12 protein-coding genes are annotated in these 15,697 nt (G+C 63.9%); 7 read left to right on the top strand and 5 right to left on the bottom strand.

What is annotated here, in order from left to right; translation table 11 throughout:
- The first annotated feature begins 192 nt into the window (after nt 1-192).
- Nucleotides 193-1,617 (top strand): hypothetical protein, encoded by a 1,425-nt coding sequence (locus ACO07D_RS12105; protein ID WP_421703200.1) that lies wholly within the window; start codon nt 193-195, stop codon nt 1,615-1,617.
- A gap of 99 nt (nt 1,618-1,716) precedes the next feature.
- Nucleotides 1,717-2,991 carry a hypothetical protein gene (locus ACO07D_RS12100; protein WP_421703199.1) on the top strand — a complete coding sequence of 425 codons (1,275 nt, stop codon included), beginning with the start codon at nt 1,717-1,719 and terminating at the stop codon, nt 2,989-2,991.
- 18 nt (nt 2,992-3,009) lie between these two features.
- Here ACO07D_RS12100 and ACO07D_RS12095 read toward each other — a convergent pair whose 3' ends face one another.
- Both ACO07D_RS12095 and ACO07D_RS12090 read right to left on the bottom strand, forming a co-directional pair.
- Nucleotides 3,010-3,774 carry a hypothetical protein gene (locus tag ACO07D_RS12095; RefSeq protein WP_421703198.1) on the bottom strand — a complete coding sequence of 255 codons (765 nt, stop codon included), beginning with the start codon at nt 3,772-3,774 and terminating at the stop codon, nt 3,010-3,012.
- A gap of 103 nt (nt 3,775-3,877) precedes the next feature.
- Nucleotides 3,878-4,534, bottom strand: coding sequence for a DUF938 domain-containing protein (locus ACO07D_RS12090; protein WP_421703197.1), 657 nt, complete (start codon nt 4,532-4,534; stop codon nt 3,878-3,880).
- A 63-nt stretch (nt 4,535-4,597) separates the two neighbouring features.
- Here ACO07D_RS12090 and gloB point away from each other — a divergent pair, with 63 nt between their 5' ends.
- The 4 genes from gloB (at nt 4,598) to ACO07D_RS12070 (ending at nt 10,775) form a co-directional block, all read left to right on the top strand.
- Nucleotides 4,598-5,365, top strand: a complete 768-nt coding sequence (gloB, locus tag ACO07D_RS12085) for a hydroxyacylglutathione hydrolase (protein ID WP_421703196.1) — start codon at nt 4,598-4,600, stop codon at nt 5,363-5,365.
- A 22-nt stretch (nt 5,366-5,387) separates the two neighbouring features.
- Nucleotides 5,388-7,289, top strand: a complete 1,902-nt coding sequence (locus ACO07D_RS12080; protein WP_421703195.1) for a cation:proton antiporter — start codon at nt 5,388-5,390, stop codon at nt 7,287-7,289.
- Nucleotides 7,290-7,476: 187 nt separating this feature from the next.
- Nucleotides 7,477-9,798, top strand: coding sequence for an ATP-dependent Clp protease ATP-binding subunit ClpA (gene clpA / locus ACO07D_RS12075; protein ID WP_421705025.1), 2,322 nt, complete (start codon nt 7,477-7,479; stop codon nt 9,796-9,798).
- Complete coding sequence (locus ACO07D_RS12070; RefSeq protein ID WP_421703194.1) at nt 9,798-10,775, top strand: M23 family metallopeptidase; 978 nt, start codon at nt 9,798-9,800, stop codon at nt 10,773-10,775. Before clpA ends, ACO07D_RS12070 begins: the two co-directional genes overlap by 1 nt.
- Here ACO07D_RS12070 and ACO07D_RS12065 read toward each other — a convergent pair.
- The 3 genes from ACO07D_RS12065 to ACO07D_RS12055 form a co-directional block, all read right to left on the bottom strand.
- Nucleotides 10,772-12,823: a peptidoglycan -binding protein gene (locus ACO07D_RS12065; protein ID WP_421703193.1), complete on the bottom strand. Its 2,052-nt coding sequence runs from the start codon at nt 12,821-12,823 to the stop codon at nt 10,772-10,774. The genes ACO07D_RS12070 and ACO07D_RS12065 overlap by 4 nt on opposite strands.
- Before the next feature lie 3 nt (nt 12,824-12,826).
- Nucleotides 12,827-14,023 carry a biopolymer transporter ExbB gene (locus ACO07D_RS12060; RefSeq protein WP_421703192.1) on the bottom strand — a complete coding sequence of 399 codons (1,197 nt, stop codon included), beginning with the start codon at nt 14,021-14,023 and terminating at the stop codon, nt 12,827-12,829.
- 70 nt (nt 14,024-14,093) lie between these two features.
- Nucleotides 14,094-14,630 (bottom strand): gamma-glutamylcyclotransferase, encoded by a 537-nt coding sequence (locus ACO07D_RS12055; RefSeq protein WP_421703191.1) that lies wholly within the window; start codon nt 14,628-14,630, stop codon nt 14,094-14,096.
- A 63-nt stretch (nt 14,631-14,693) separates the two neighbouring features.
- Here ACO07D_RS12055 and ACO07D_RS12050 point away from each other — a divergent pair, with 63 nt between their 5' ends.
- The gene (locus ACO07D_RS12050) at nt 14,694-15,695 is read left to right on the top strand and encodes a DUF2125 domain-containing protein (RefSeq protein ID WP_421703190.1); all 1,002 of its coding nucleotides are present in this window, start codon (nt 14,694-14,696) and stop codon (nt 15,693-15,695) included.
- Nucleotides 15,696-15,697 lie beyond the last annotated feature (2 nt).

Below are 15,697 nucleotides of genomic sequence, written 5' to 3'. Positions count from 1 at the left end.
AGCCCACTGAGCAAGGCAAAATCACTTATTGAACAGATGCAGAATCGCCTGACATTTTTTGCATACCACCGCATACCGGCCTGCGATATTGCGTAGCTTTCACAGTGCGTTTCCGGATCTGCGCTTTATCGTTCCGTCGTCACGAACTAAACTCTTGCGAGACTCTTTGTTCGTGATTCACGAGGTGCGGCCGTGGGACCGTTGTTGCTGTTGGGATTGTTGGGCCTGGGTGCGGGCTGGGCCATGTGGGATATACTCGACGAAAAGGATGATGCCGAACCCGCCCCTGAACCAGAACCCCAAGTGTCACATGGCAGCACCGATCCCGTCGACACGGACACACTGGACGAGCTCAATACCTTCTTCGATGAGTTCCGCCCCAGTTTCACCGACGATTTCCACGATGCGACACAGGGAACCGCGGGGGATGACCTGCTGCTGGTTCATGGCGCGACCGCGTCGGACGGTGTGCTCGACGCCGGGACTGGCGATGATCTGATTTCGTTGAACCACGACCCGTTCTCGGCCTCGGGTCTGTATGACAGCACGCTCGACAATGACCAATCGCTGCGTTTCGCCGGGGGCGAAGGGCGCGATGTGGCGGTGATCAGCCTGAACGACATAGGCCATGTCGGGTTCCCCGAGTTCCTGGATTTCAATCCGGATGAGGACGAGATCACCATCTGCGATGCACTGGACGGTGGGCTGGACAGTATCACGACCATCGCAGGCGGCACGGATGACGCCCCCTATGTGGACCTTGTTTTGACACGGGACGATGCTGAAACCACAATCCGCCTGCACGGGATCAGCGAATTCGACCCCGACAGCATCCGCTTTGTCGAGGAGTTTGACCAGCCCGATGCCCAGCCAGGCATCCCGGATTTCTTCGATCCCCTTGCCCTCAGCACACCGACCACCTGGGTCGAGGCCGGCAGTGACGAAGCGGACGTCGAGACCCAGGAGGCGGGCGGTTACATGGACCTGGGCGCGGGCGATGACCTTGTGGATATCACGGGGGCTGCGGGCAGCATCACGGTGCTGGGGGACGGCAATGATACCCTGACTGGCGCCGTCGGTACGTCAGGCGCGGCGGGAAGCATCGCGGTGGACGGCGGCGCAGGTGATGACGTGATAGACGTCACCCATGCCACGGGCACGCTTTTGGGGGGCGAAGGCGATGACATGATCACCTTCGGCACGGGCGCCGAGGTTGATGGCGGTCCGGGGGTGGACAGCCTGACCCTGGTGGTCACACCCGACGCGCCGAGCGACCCGGCAATTATCAACCTGACCGATGAAGAGGACAGCCTGCACATCGCGGTGGATGAGGACCTGCCCCAAGGCGCACATATCAGATACAGCACCGTCACAGACACCTCCTATGGCCAAACCCACGAAGGCACGGTGCATCTGAACGTCTATCTGAGCGACGAGGCGGACCCCGACCTCGATGCCCTGACCCCGATCGCGACAATCGAGATTGGCACGTTCGAGCTGCGGCAGAACTCCGACGACGGCAGTTTCTACTACGCCTACGAAGACAATCTGGACCCGGATATCAGCTACGGCATACCAGTCCTGTCGCAGGACACGCTGTCCGTTCACGCGGCGTGATGCGACATGGAGTCCGCGCCGCTGACCCTTCGTTCGACCCACCGGACCGCTAAACTGCCGATTGAGTGGATTCGATTTTAAGCGAGATAAAACGTGGGCTTGACAGTACTGCTCGGCCTTCTGGGGCTCGGCGCCGGTTGGGCGCTGTGGGATGCGTTTGACGGAAATGGCTCGGCAGAGGACGAGACCGCGCTTGATACATCCGATCCCGAAAGCATCGAGGAGTGGGTCGACACTTACCGTGCAGGTGAAGGCGCGGGTGGCGCGGAGGTGCGACACATCAGAGACACGGCAACCGAAGGGAACGACATATTGGAGTCGGACGCGACCCGTCACGATGCTCCAGTCGAGGGCGGCGGCGGTGATGACCTGTTTCTGCTGCAGCGTAACCTCTCCAGCGGCGACCCGGTTCTGACAGGCGGCGAAGGATCCGATTTCTTCCTGTCTGATGACTCCTACCGCGCCGGGCGCGACGAGGTTTTTGAGATTACCGATTTCGACCCCGAAGAAGACCTGTTGGCGGTCTCCCCTCCGGCTGGCTTGTCGTGGCAGCCAAGCGGCGTCACTGCAACACCATCCGAGGATGGGAGTTTCACGGATGTCATCGTATCCTACGAATTCGAAGCGAAAACCTTTTCCACCATATTCCGCCTGCAAGGGGTTTCCGAATTTGATCCAGATGACGTGATCTTTACCCGTGGAACCTTCTGGGAAGCAACGGACGACGGGTGGGTCTTGGGAGTGCATGAACCGCTTGACCTTGTCCACGCCCCTGGCGGCGATGTGACCATCGAGGACGCCAGCTGGCTGGTTGGCAGCGCTGGGGATGACAACGTGACCCTGATCGACCAGAGCGCTGGCGTCATCAAGACCGCGGGCGGGAATGACAGCGTGATCGGGACGGCGGACAACATGATCATCAACACGGGGGACGGAGATGATGTCATCGACGTCACCGCGCCGGACCAAATCTTGTCGGGGCATGGGGCGGACCAGATCACCCTTCATGTGACCGCCGACAGTGTTGCGGCGGGCACGACCACCGAAATCGATTACTTCTCGGAAGAAGACAGCCTGACAATCGAGTTGGACAAGGATGTGGAGGGCCAGGTCTATGTGCAACTGGAGTGGACGAGCGAGAGTGGTGAGGATTGGTATCACCGGGAGCACCGCATCGTGTATTACTTGGGTCAGGGGGACGCGCATGACCCGGAAACAGATCAGAGGTTCCTGGTGATGGATCTGGGATCGTACTCGGTTTTAGACGGGGCGACGCCAGACATCAGGGACGGCTATAACGAAGACCCGGACATCACCGTGAACCGCGAGGTTACCCAGCTTCCCACAAGTTGGGTTCCTCCATGGGCCTACTAGCGGAAGCGTGCGCCCTGGCTAGGCGGACCTCCCCGTCGGTTCCGGCACCGGCTGGCCCAGCCCTTCGAGCACCTTGAGCGGCTTGCGCACGCGCTGCGCAAGGCCCGGGCGGCGCGGCGCCGGGATCTGTTTCGAGGCTTCGACCATCAAGACGCCCCCCGCCATCAGGATCGGGGTGCGGGTGCCCAGGCGTTCCCACATCGGGCCGGTCTTCAGCCAGAACCGCCGAGCCGAGGGCGGCTGATAAAGCGCGGTCATGTGGCGTTCCGGGATCAGCCCGTGATAGCGCAGCTGGCTTTCCAACTGCGAACTTGTATAGGGCCGCCCAAAGCCGAAGGGCGTCTTGTCAGACCGCGACCAGAGCCCGGTCCGGTTCGGCACCACGAACAGCGCCCGCCCACCGGGGCCGAGCACCCGGTAGCATTCCTCCAGCAACAGCGCAGAGTCGGAGGCGGTTTCCAGCCCGTGCATCAGCACCAGCTTGTCCGCCACCCCGGTATCGACCGGCCAGAGATACTCCTCGACCAGCGAAGACACATTGGGCATGCCCGCGGGCCAGGGCATCACCCCCTGTGGCGCGGGCATCAGCCCCATGACCCGGCGGGCGTGGTTCAGATAGGGGCGCAACAGCGGCACGGCAAAGCCAAAGCCCACCACCGTTTCGCCCCGGGCCCGCGCCGGATCCCACAGCGCGGTCACCTGGTCGCGCACGGCCTTCTGCGCAGCACGGCCCAGCGTGCTGCGATAATAGAAGTTGCGCAGATCCTGAACGTCCAGATGCATGGGGCCTCTCGCCGGGTTTCAGGGACGATTTGTCAGGGGCGAGCTTAGCGGATTGTTGCAAAAGGTCCATGACCCTCGACACCGCCGCACCCGCCCGGTGAGATCAACTGCGTTCGGTGATCAGCATGAGATTGTTGGCGGGCATTTCGACCAACTCGCGGCGGGTAAGCCCTACGTCCCGCGCCAGGCCCTCGACCCATTCCAAGTCCTTGTAGCCAATCGCCGGATCATGGGCTGTCAGGCTTTCGTGGAAGGTCAGATCTCCCTCACTGCGGAACCCGCCGCCAGTGCGGAACGGACCGTAGAGCGCCCAGCGCCCGCCGGGTTCCAGGCTGCGCGCGATGCCACGGATCAGGTTCTCGACCGCCGCTTCAGGGATCAGGTGCAAGAGGTTCACGGTCAGGAAGAAATTGAACCCCGGCGCGCACCAGTCCGGGGTCGAGGCATCCAGATGCTGCGCCAGCCGCATGTTGCGGTGCCCCTTGACCGCACGCCAGCTGTCGATCGAGACCAGCCGGTCCGCGTCGATATCCGTGGGCTGCCAGACCACGCCCGGGAAAGCCTTGGCGCAGGCCACCGCATGTTCGCCAGTTCCCGAGGCGATCTCCAGCGCATAGCCCGCATCAGGCACGTGACGGGCCAAAACCTCCAGGATCGGCGCCGCATTGCGGGCCGCCGAGGGGGCCGAAAGCCGACCATCGTCGCGGGCGTGTGCCGTGGAATGGGGACGCTCGCCCGCCTGGGGTGCAGGTGTTGTCATACCCCCAGTATTGTCCCCGTCGCGCGAATGGGCAACAGTTGGCGCTATCGAATGGAGCGCAAAATGACCCTGACTCTCGTCACAATCCCCTGCCGCGAAGACAATTACGCCTTTCTGCTGCATGACGCCGCGACCGGCCTAACCGCCCTGGCCGATGCGCCGGAGGCAGCACCAATCCGCGCGGAGCTTGACATGCGCGGCTGGAAACTCAGCCATATCCTGATCACCCATCACCACTATGACCACGTGGACGGGGTCGAGGAGTTGCGCGAGGCGTTCAAGCCGCAGGTGATCGGCGCCAAGGCCGACGCACACCGCCTACCTGCGCTCGACACGGCGGTGTCGGACGGCGATGTCTTTGACTTCGCGGGCCATGAGGTGCGGGTGATGGATGTCTCGGGCCACACGGTCGGCCACATCGCCTTTCACATCCCCGCCGCCCAGGCCGTGTTCACCGGCGACAGCCTGATGGCTCTGGGCTGTGGCCGCCTGTTCGAGGGCACCGCGCCGCAGATGTGGGGCAGCCTGTCGAAACTCGCGGCCCTGCCGCCCGAGACCCAGGTCTGTTCCGGCCATGAATACACCGCCGCCAACGCCGCCTTTGCCCTTACCATCGAGCCGGACAACACCGCGCTGACGGATCGAAGCGCCGATATTGGCGAGGCACGGGAGGTGGGCATTCCCACCGTGCCCTCCGCCCTGTCGCTGGAGCTGGCCACCAACCCCTTCCTGCGCGCCCACCTGCCCGAGGTCAAAGCCGGGCTGGGCATGGCGGGCGCTCCCGACGCCGAAGTCTTTGCCGAGATCCGCGCCCGCAAGGATCGTTTCTGATCCGCTCACCTAGGAGCCTGCCATGACCGACTTCCTGCTGCTTGCCTTCATCTTCCTCTGCGCCGGTGTGGTCGCGGTGCCCATCGCGTCACGCTTCGGGCTTGGTTCGGTCCTGGGCTACCTGATCGCGGGTATCGCCATCAGCCCGATCCTGGCGGTGCTGGGGGTGGATGTCGTCTCGATCCAGCATTTTGCCGAGTTCGGCGTGGTCATGATGCTTTTCCTCGTCGGGTTGGAGCTGGAACCCAAGCGCTTGTGGGAGATGCGGGCGAAACTGTTGGGGCTGGGCGGCATGCAGGTTGGCGGCACGGCGGCAATTGTTACGGGGTTCGCGCTGCTCTTTGGTCTGCCCTGGACGGTCGCGCTTGCGGTCGGGCTGGTGCTGGCGCTGAGTTCGACGGCCATTGTGCTGCAAACGCTGAATGAAAAGGGGTTGATGAAGTCCGATGGTGGGCAGTCGTCCTTTTCCGTGCTGCTGTTTCAGGACATCGCTGTCATCCCGATGCTGGCGCTGATCCCGCTGCTGGCCATGCCCGAGATCACCGAGATGGCAGGCCATGCGGCGGACTCGGCCCATGGCGCCACGGAGGCACATGGGACGGACAGCCATGGCGACGCAGGTCACGGCATCAGCTTGGTCGACGGGCTGACCGGCTGGCAGACCGCGCTGGTCAACCTTGCCGCCATCGCCGCCGTGGTCTTCATCGGCTCGCGCCTGACCCGCCCGATCTTCCGCTTCATTGCGCTTGCCAACCTGCGCGAACTCTTCACTGCAACCGCCCTGATGATGGTGATCGGCATCGCCCTGTTGATGAGCCTTGTCGGCCTGTCACCCGCGCTTGGCACCTTCCTGGCGGGCGTGGTCCTGGCCAACAGCGAATATCGCCACGAGCTGGAAAGCAATATCGACCCGTTCAAGGGGCTTCTGCTGGGCGTCTTCTTCATCACAGTGGGCGCAGCAATCGATTTTGATCTGCTGTTCGACCAGTTTGCCGCAATCCTCGGCCTGACCCTGGGGCTGATGGCGATCAAATGCCTGGTGCTTCTGATGCTTGCGCGCAGCTTCAAGCTGACCGGCTATGACAAGTGGCTGTTCGGTCTGGGACTGGCCCAGGCGGGCGAGTTCGGCTTCGTGCTGCTGTCCTTTACGGTGGCGAACTCGGTCATCCCGCAGCCTCTGGCCGATCAACTGTCGCTGGTGGTGGCCCTGTCGATGCTGCTGACTCCTGCGCTGTTCATCCTTCTGGACAAGGTCATCGCGCCGCGTTTCAGTGCGCCTGAAGAGCGCGAGATGGACGAGATCACGGATCCCGCCAAGATCATCATCGCGGGCCACGGGCGCATGGGCGGTATCATCAATCGGGCCCTGCGCGGCGCGGGATACGAGACGACGGTGATCGACTTTTCAATCGAACAGCTGGAGATCCTGCGCAAGTTCGATTTCCATATCCACTACGGCGATGCGACCCGGCCCGACCTCCTGCACGCCGCAGGCATTGCCGAGGCCAAGATGCTGGTCGTCGCCATCGACGGCAAGGAGGCAATCAACACCCTGGTTAGACACGCCATGGCCACCTACCCGAACTTGCATGTGGTCGCGCGCGCGATGGACCGCAACCATGTCTATGACCTTTGGGGGCACGGCTGCCGCGACATCATCCGCGAGACCTATGACAGCTCGTTGCGCATGAGCCGGTCGGCCTTCATGGCTCTGGGCCACAGCCAAGCCGAGGCCGAACGCATGGTCGCCGCCTTCGACCGCATCGACCGGCGGGTCATGCTGGACGCGGCCGAAGCCTATGATCCGACCATCCCCGCGCATGAGAACGAAGCCTATCTTGCGCGCCTTCGTGAAATGCGCGACGATTGGGAAGAACAGCTACGTGGCGACATGCGCCCGGCCTCTTCTGCGTCGGGGGAATGAGCGATTTGCCATTGCCCGCCTCTTTTCCACAGGAATTTCACCCGATCAGGCGGATGTGAGCAGTTTTTGAAGGAATGGGGGTTGAAGTACCGGTCGGAAAACCGAACCTTAACCATATGAGTCCACGGTTGTACGTGAGGGACACGAGGACCATACGGGCAACCACATGGACGAGGAGCAAGAACAAGTGCCATCCTTTTCGACCACGCTGGAAACAGCAATCCACCAGGCGCTGGCCCTGGCGAACGATCGCAAGCACGAACTTGCGACGCTCGAACATCTTCTGCTGGCGCTGATCGACGAGCCGGATGCGGCCCGGGTCATGCAGGCCTGCTCGGTCGATCTGGAAGACCTGCGCAAGACCCTTGTCACCTTCATCGACGAGGAGCTGACGACGCTCATCACAGATATCGACGGATCCGAAGCGGTGCCGACCGCCGCCTTCCAGCGCGTGATCCAACGCGCGGCGATCCACGTGCAAAGCTCGGGCCGAACCGAAGTGACCGGCGCCAACGTGCTGGTCGCGATCTTTGCCGAACGCGAAAGCAACGCCGCCTTCTTCCTGCAGGAACAGGAAATGACCCGCTATGACGCGGTGAATTACATCGCCCATGGCGTGGCCAAGGACCCCGCCTTTGGCGAGGCGCGGCCGGTCTCCGGCACACCTGAGTTTGGCGAGACGGTCGATGAACCGGAGGCCGAGGAAAAAGACAGCGCACTCGCGAAATACTGCGTCGACCTGAACGCCAAGTCGCGTGATGGTGACATCGACCCGCTGATCGGCCGCGACCATGAGGTCGAACGCTGCATCCAGGTCCTGTGCCGCCGCCGCAAGAACAATCCGCTCCTGGTCGGTGACCCCGGCGTGGGCAAGACCGCCATTGCGGAAGGCTTGGCCAACAAGATCGTCGAAGGCGAAACGCCCGAGGTTCTGGCCAGCACCACCATCTTCTCGCTCGACATGGGGGCACTTCTGGCGGGCACCCGTTATCGCGGCGATTTCGAAGAACGCCTGAAAGCTGTGATGAAGGAGCTGGAGGATCACCCCGACGCGGTTCTGTTCATTGACGAGATCCACACCGTGATCGGCGCCGGCGCCACTTCCGGCGGGGCGATGGATGCCTCGAACCTGCTGAAACCCGCTTTGCAGGGCGGCAAGCTGCGCTGCATGGGCTCGACAACCTACAAGGAGTTTCGCCAGCATTTCGAAAAGGACCGCGCGCTGAGCCGCCGGTTCCAGAAGATCGACGTGAACGAACCCACGGTGGATGACGCAGTCAAGATCCTGAAGGGGCTCAAGCCCTACTTCGAGGAACATCACGGCGTGAAATACACCCAGGATGCGATCAAGACCGCAGTGGAACTGTCCGACCGCTACATCAACGACCGCAAACTGCCCGACAAGGCGATCGACGTGATCGACGAAGCCGGCGCGGCGCAGCACCTGATCATCGCCTCGAAACGGCGCAAGAGCATCGGCACCAAAGAGATCGAGGCGGTCGTCGCCAAGATCGCCCGCATCCCGCCGAAATCCGTGTCCAAGGACGATGCCGAAACCCTGCGGGACCTGGAAAAGTCGCTGAAACGCGTGGTGTTCGGTCAGGACAGTGCGATCGAGTCGCTCTCCTCGGCCATCAAGCTGGCCCGCGCGGGCCTGCGCGAACCGGAGAAGCCCATCGGCAACTACCTGTTTGCGGGTCCGACCGGCGTCGGCAAGACCGAGGTCGCGCGTCAGCTGGCCGACAATCTGGGTGTGGAGCTCCTGCGTTTCGACATGTCGGAATACATGGAGAAACACGCGGTCTCGCGCCTGATCGGTGCGCCTCCGGGTTATGTCGGCTTTGACCAGGGCGGCCTTCTGACCGACGGCGTCGACCAGCACCCGCATTGCGTGCTGCTGCTGGATGAGATGGAAAAGGCCCACCCGGATGTCTACAACATCCTGCTTCAGGTGATGGACAATGGGCGCCTGACCGACCACAACGGCCGCACGGTCAGCTTCCGCAACGTGGTGCTGATCATGACCTCGAACGCGGGTGCTGCCGAACAGGCAAAGGCTGCCGTGGGCTTCGGTCGCGACCGTCGCGAGGGTGAGGATACCGCCGCCATCGAACGCACCTTCAGCCCGGAATTCCGCAACCGTCTGGATGCGGTGATCAGCTTTGCCCCGCTGGGCAAGGAGGTGATCCTGCAGGTGGTCGAGAAATTCGTGCTGCAGCTCGAGGCCCAGCTGATGGACCGTGGCGTGCATATCGAACTCACCCGCGCGGCCGCCGAATGGATTGCAGATCGCGGCTATGACGACCGCATGGGCGCGCGCCCTCTTGGCCGGGTGATCCAGGAACATATCAAGAAGCCCCTGGCCGAGGAGCTCTTGTTCGGCAAGCTCGCCAAGGGTGGGCTGGTCAAGGTGGGCGTGAAGGGCGGGCAGCTCGATCTGCGCATCGAGGAGCCGCAAAACGCCCGTATCGGCTCGAAGAAGAAGCCGCCGCTCTTGACCGCGGACTGATGCGTCTTCCCTGGGCCCCACTTTGGGCATGTGTTCTTGCCGCCGCCGCGTCCCCCGCGGCGGCGCGCGACCCTTTGCTGGGGCTGCCGATCGATTGCAGCTTGGGCGAGGACTGTTTCATCCAGAACTATGTCGATGCGGATGGCGGCCCGGGTGCCGCCGATTTCACCTGTGGCGGCCTGTCCTATGACGGGCACAAGGGTACAGATTTCGCCGTGCGTTCCCACGCGGTGGCACAGGCGGGCGTGAATATTCAGGCCGCGGCACCCGGCGTGGTGCGCGCTGTACGTGATGGGGTAGCAGACCACTGGCGCGACACCCCGATGACCTTCCCGGACGGGCAGGATTGCGGCAACGGGCTGGTGATCGATCATGGCGGTGGATGGGAGACCCAATATTGCCACCTACGCGAAGGCTCGCTGCGTGTACAAAAGGGCCAGCGTGTCGCCATGGGAGCGGTACTGGGTCAGGTCGGCATGTCCGGCCGAACCGAGTTTCCCCATCTGCACCTGTCGATCCGAAAGGACGGGTCCGTGGTCGATCCGTTCAACACGGATGGCATAATTTCGTGCGGGGAAACCGGCAACGACCAGCTGTGGCAGGTCCCTATTGACTATGAACCAGGCGGGTTGCTCCAGGCAGGTTTCGCCCCCGGCCTACCCGAGTTCGGCCCCATCAAATGGGGCGAGGCCCATGCGCAGACATTGCCTGCCCAGGCCCCGGCCCTGGTGCTCTGGACCCATGTATTTGGCGCGCGTGCAGACGATCATATCCGCCTGCTGATTGAGGGGCCTGGGGGCGTTTTCTCAGACAAGACAGTCGAAATTGACGCCGCCAAAGCGCAGCTTTTTCGTGCGTCCGGGCGCAAGCTTCACGCGGACAATCACTCTCCCGGCCTCTACACGGGCACGGTGATCCTGCTGCGCGACGGAGTAGAGATCGACCGGATGAAAACCTCCACCACGCTTGGGAACTAGCGCTCGGTCAGCTTCAGCTCGATCCGGCGGTTCTGTGCCCGCGCCTCGGGCGTATCGGCCGGGTTGACCGGTTGGAACTCGCCAAAGCCCGTTGCTGCCAGGCGGTCGGGCGGGAAACCCAGTTCCTCGGTCATGTAGGTCACGACCGAGAGGGCGCGGCCCTGCGACAGTTCCCAGTTGTTGGCATATTCGCCCGTGCCCGCCAGCGGCACGTTGTCGGTGTGACCATCAACCCGGATGATCCAGTCGACCTCGGGCGGGATCTCGCCCGCCACTTCGGACAGCAGCGCGACCACGCTGGCGATCTGGGCGCGGCCTTCGGCGGCCAGCTCGACCTTGGCGGGCTCGAACAGCACTTCGGAGGAGAAGACGAAGCGGTCGCCGACAATGCGCACACCTTCGCGGTCACCCAGGATCTGGCGCAGCTTGCCGAAGAATTCGGAGCGGTAGCTTTCCAGCTCCTTCGCCTCTTCCTCGAGCCGCCGACGTTCGGCCTCTTCCAGTTCGGCGCGGCGGCGCTGTTCGCTGGCAACCTGGGCCAGGGCCGCGTTCAGGCGATCCCCCAGCGATTGGATCTGCGTCTGACTTTCCGCATCCCGCGCCTCGGAAGCATCCAGAACCGCCTGCAGCGATCCCAGCTGCACCCGCAGCTCGGCGATCTGGGCGTTCAGCAAGGCCAGCGTGCGTTGGTCATCCGCACTTGCAGCCTCCTGTTCGGCCAGAACCTCGTTGGCCGTGGCGAGCAGCGCGGCCTGGCGTTCGGCGCGATCCATCGCGTCTTCGGCGGTCTGTTCGGCGGCAATGCGCGCGGCCAGCGCAGCGGCGAGTTCCTCTCGCAGAGTATTTTCGTCCCCCGATGCGGTGCGCAGGCCTTCCAGTTCCAAAAGGGCGGCGGCGAGTTTCGTATCCAGGTCGCTCTGGGCAGCCTCGGCGGCGGCCAGCAGGGTCAGGGTGTCCTCGGCCCGCTGGCGCTGTTCCTCCAGCGCCAAGGTCATCGCGGTCAGCTCGTCCTGGGAATTTGCGAGCTGTTCGCGCAGGGCCTCGGCGGCGGCGAGGTCGGCCAGGCGGGCAGCCTCGGCCTCGGTCAGCGCCCCTTCGGCATCGGCCAGGCGGGTGCGCAGTTCTTCGGCGGCAGCCAATTCGGCAAGGCGGGTGGCTTCCGCTTCGGTCAGATCCTGTTCGATCCCAACAAGCCGTTCACGCAGGGCTTCGGCGGTGGCCAGATCGGCCAGGCGGGCGGCCTCGGCGGCCGAGAGTTCCTCTTCCACCCCTTCCCGCGCTGTGCGTTCCGCCAGAACCGCGGCCTCGGCGGCATCCAGGGCGGCCAGCGCGGCGGTCAGGTCGCTGCGCAGCCCGGCCACTTCGGCGTCGCCGCTTTCAAGGCGCGCCAGGGCGGCCGCCAGAGAGGTCTCGCGTTCGACCACATCCGCTTCGAGCTTCGTGATCAGCGCCTCCAGCGCCTCGCGACGGGCCGCGGCCAGGCGGGCGGCCTCGGTCTGGGCGTCGATCTCGTCGCGTGCCTTGGCAAGTGCCAGGTTCAAGGCCTCCTGTTCGGAAATCAGCCGCGCCTGGGCGTCCTCCAGGTCGGCCAGAGAGGCCGCCAGCGCAGTGCCTTCGGCCCGGGCTTCGTCACGTTCGGCTATCAGCGACGCCACCTGCGCCTCGAAGGAAGTGATCGCGGCCGCGCGGGCGGCGAGTTCATCCTGCTGCCCGGAAATGGTGGCATTCAGCGAGGCGATCAACGCCTCCTGCGCAGCGGCGGTGTCGCGCGCCTCGGACAGGGTGGCCGACAGGCTGACCACGCGCCCCTCAAGCGCATCGGCGCGGCCCTTTTCCAACCCCAGTGCATCGGCCAAAGACGCCACCTGCGCCGAGAGTTCATCCAGCTCATCCGCCTGACCCGAGATCGTCTCGCGCAGCACGAATTGCACCACCATAAAAATGGTCAGAACGAACATCAGAACCAGCAGAAGCCCGGTCATCGCATCCACGAATCCCGGCCAGATCGAACCCGCCATGCGGTTGACCGATCTGCGTGTCAGGGCCATGGATCAGGCCCGCCCGCTTTGACGAATGGCCTTGGTCAGCTGGGCCAGGTCCATGCGCAGCTCGGCCAGGCTTTCCTGGCGACCGGCGGCCATTTCCTCGAGGATGCGCAGAAGCTGCACATCAATCGAACGCAGGCGCATACGGCTTTCGGCATCGGTGCCAGCGCTGCCCTCTTCCTCCGCCCGGGCCTCGGCCTGGGCTTCCATCAGGGCCAACATGCGGTCCTGCCCTTCGGCCATGCGGATCAGGATCGGGGTGGAGACGCCTTCGGCCTCAATCCGGTGGCTCAGGCGGTCGACAGCCTCGGCCAGAGTGCCCAACCGCTCATCCACCAGCGCGCGCGAAACGTCGGATTGTGTGAACAGGTGCTGCAATGCTTCCATCTGTTCGGCCATGTGGGCGGCGAGGGCTGCCACCAGACCAGCATCGCCAGAGGCTTCCTCGCTGTCTCCGGTGGTGAAGCCGACGGTGGTGATAGTGGACAGCCATTCCTCCAGTTCCCGATAGAAGCGGTTCTGTCCATGGCCCGCGAAAAGCTCCAGAAGGCCGACGACCAGCGAACCGGCGAGGCCCAGCAGCGACGAGGAAAACGCCGTGCCCATGCCGCCCAGCTGCTCTTCCAGCCCGGTCATCAGGCGGTTGAACACCTCGACGCCTGCCTCGCCCTCGCTGGGGGCCAGCGAGCGGATCGTGTCAACGACGGCGGGAACCGTGGTGGCGAGGCCAAAGAACGTGCCAAGAAGGCCGAGAAAAATCAGCAGGTTGGTGATGTAGCGCGTGATGTCGCGCGCTTCGTCGATACGGGTGGCAACGGAATCGAGGATCGACCGCGACGAGGCCGCACCGATTTGCATCCGTGCCCCCCGCGAACCCAGCAGCGCGGCCAAAGGGGCCAGAATGCGCGGGGCGCGGGCGGCGTCAAAGCCCTCGCGCTCGCCGGTAAAGCCCTTGATCCAGCTGACCGAGGTGCGAATCTGCCAGACCTGCCAGAAACAGGCGAACAGGCCGATCACGAAGACGAACAGGATGAACCCGTTCAGATACAGGTTCGCCTCGATGACCGGCCGGACCCGTGGCAACGCGACAAACACGCCCGCGCCGACCAGCCCCAGCACAGACAGCATCAGAATCGTTTGTGTCACCGGGCGGGTGAAATTCAATTCGGCCCTCACGCGAGGTGCCTGATCCGGCTGCTCCATCCCGGACCCCCTGTCGACGTTATCGTTGTCGCGAAGGATAGGCCGGGCGCGCGCCGCTGCCAAGCGGCGATTATGCGGTCAGTTCGCGCACACGGCCCGCCAGCCAGGTCAGGTCGGCGTCTTCGATACCCAGCTCTTCCAGGTGGTCGGCGGTGTTGTAGAGGTATTCGGTGTTCGGCCCGCGCCCGCCGACGGCGGTCGAGATGATCTGCGCCTGTTCTTCAAGCCCGAGCGAGCAATATTGCACGTGGTCGGGGTCGATCACATAGGTCACCGCCTGCACCCGGCGCCCGTCGTGCAAAAGAATTTCCAACTCGCGCTCCAGATAGGCCGAGGAAATCAGCTCGCGTTCGCGCAGGGCCGCCATGGTCTTGTCATGGCTTTCCGGGCAGACGCGAAAGGCCAGCCCGTCACATTCGGCGCCGCCGTGTTCGTCCAGCGCAAGCACCAGGCCCGGGTGATCCTCGGTCCCGCGATGGTGGATCGAGCGCATGCAGAAGCTGCGCCAGTAGCCCGGCAGGGTGGCGGTCAGTTTTTCCACATGGGTAAAGCCCGGGTGCCACATCAGCGATCCATAGCCGAACACCCACAGTTCCGATTTGCTCATCCGTCTGGTCCTTGTTGCGCGGGGTCTATAAACACGGGTTGAGATCGAAGGGAAAGAGGCGAAATGCGCAAAATTCTGGCAGTGGCCCTTCTGTTGGGTGGTATCTGGGGCGGGTATTGGTTTGTTGGCTCCTCGGCGATGGAACGAGCGCTGGTGGCCTGGATCGGGGATCGGCAGACTGACGGGTGGGTCGCCGAGTACGAGACGCTGAACACACGCGGCTTTCCGAACCGGTTCGACACCACCGTGACGAACCTGGAGTTGGCCGACCCGCGCACTGGTGTCGCCTGGTCGGCACCCTGGTTCCAGATCCTTTCCCTGTCCTATCGGCCGCATCACGTGATCGCGGTCTGGCCAGACAAGCAAGTGCTGGCCACGCCTTTCGAGCGGATCGACATCACCGCGGCGGACATGCGTGGATCGCTGGTGTTGGAGCCGACAACGGCACTGGGGCTGGACCGATCATCAGTCGTGGCGGAACGGGTCGAGTTGGCCTCGACCCTGGGCTGGACCGCGTCGATGGAACATGCGCAGCTGGCGGTGCGCCGCACGCCCACGGTGGTGAATTCCTATGACCTCAGCCTTGAGGCGCGGGGCGTGAAACCGGCCTCGGGCCTGGTGCAGATGGTCTCACGCGGAGTGCTGCTGCCGGAGGTGTTCGACGGGCTGGAAATCCGTGCCACGGTGGAATTCGACGCGCCCTGGGACCGCTTCGCCGTCGAACGCGCACGGCCTCAGCCCAAGCGCATTCAGCTGGACATCCTCAAGGCGCAATGGGGCGAGCTGGACCTGTGGATGGCAGGTGAGCTGCAGGTGGACAGCGTTGGTTTGGCAACCGGAGAGATCACCGTGAAGGCCAAGAACTGGCGCGACATGGTGAAGATCGCGGTGGGCGCGGGCGTGATGGCGCCGGAGTTCGAAGGCACGATCACCTCGGCACTGGAGTTCCTGGCCGGGCTGTCGGGCGACCCCGAAACGCTCGATACGCCGTTGAAATTCGACCGGGGCCGGGTTTGGTTCGGCCCCGTCCCGCTGGGCCAGGCCCCGCGTTTCGTCATCCGCTAGGG

Origin of the sequence: Aliiroseovarius sp. (assembly GCF_965228805.1) — a bacterium.
Classification (GTDB): Bacteria; Pseudomonadota; Alphaproteobacteria; order Rhodobacterales; family Rhodobacteraceae; genus JASBTN01.
Note: the sequence above shows the minus strand (reverse complement) of the source record. Positions and strands in the feature narration are given on the sequence as shown.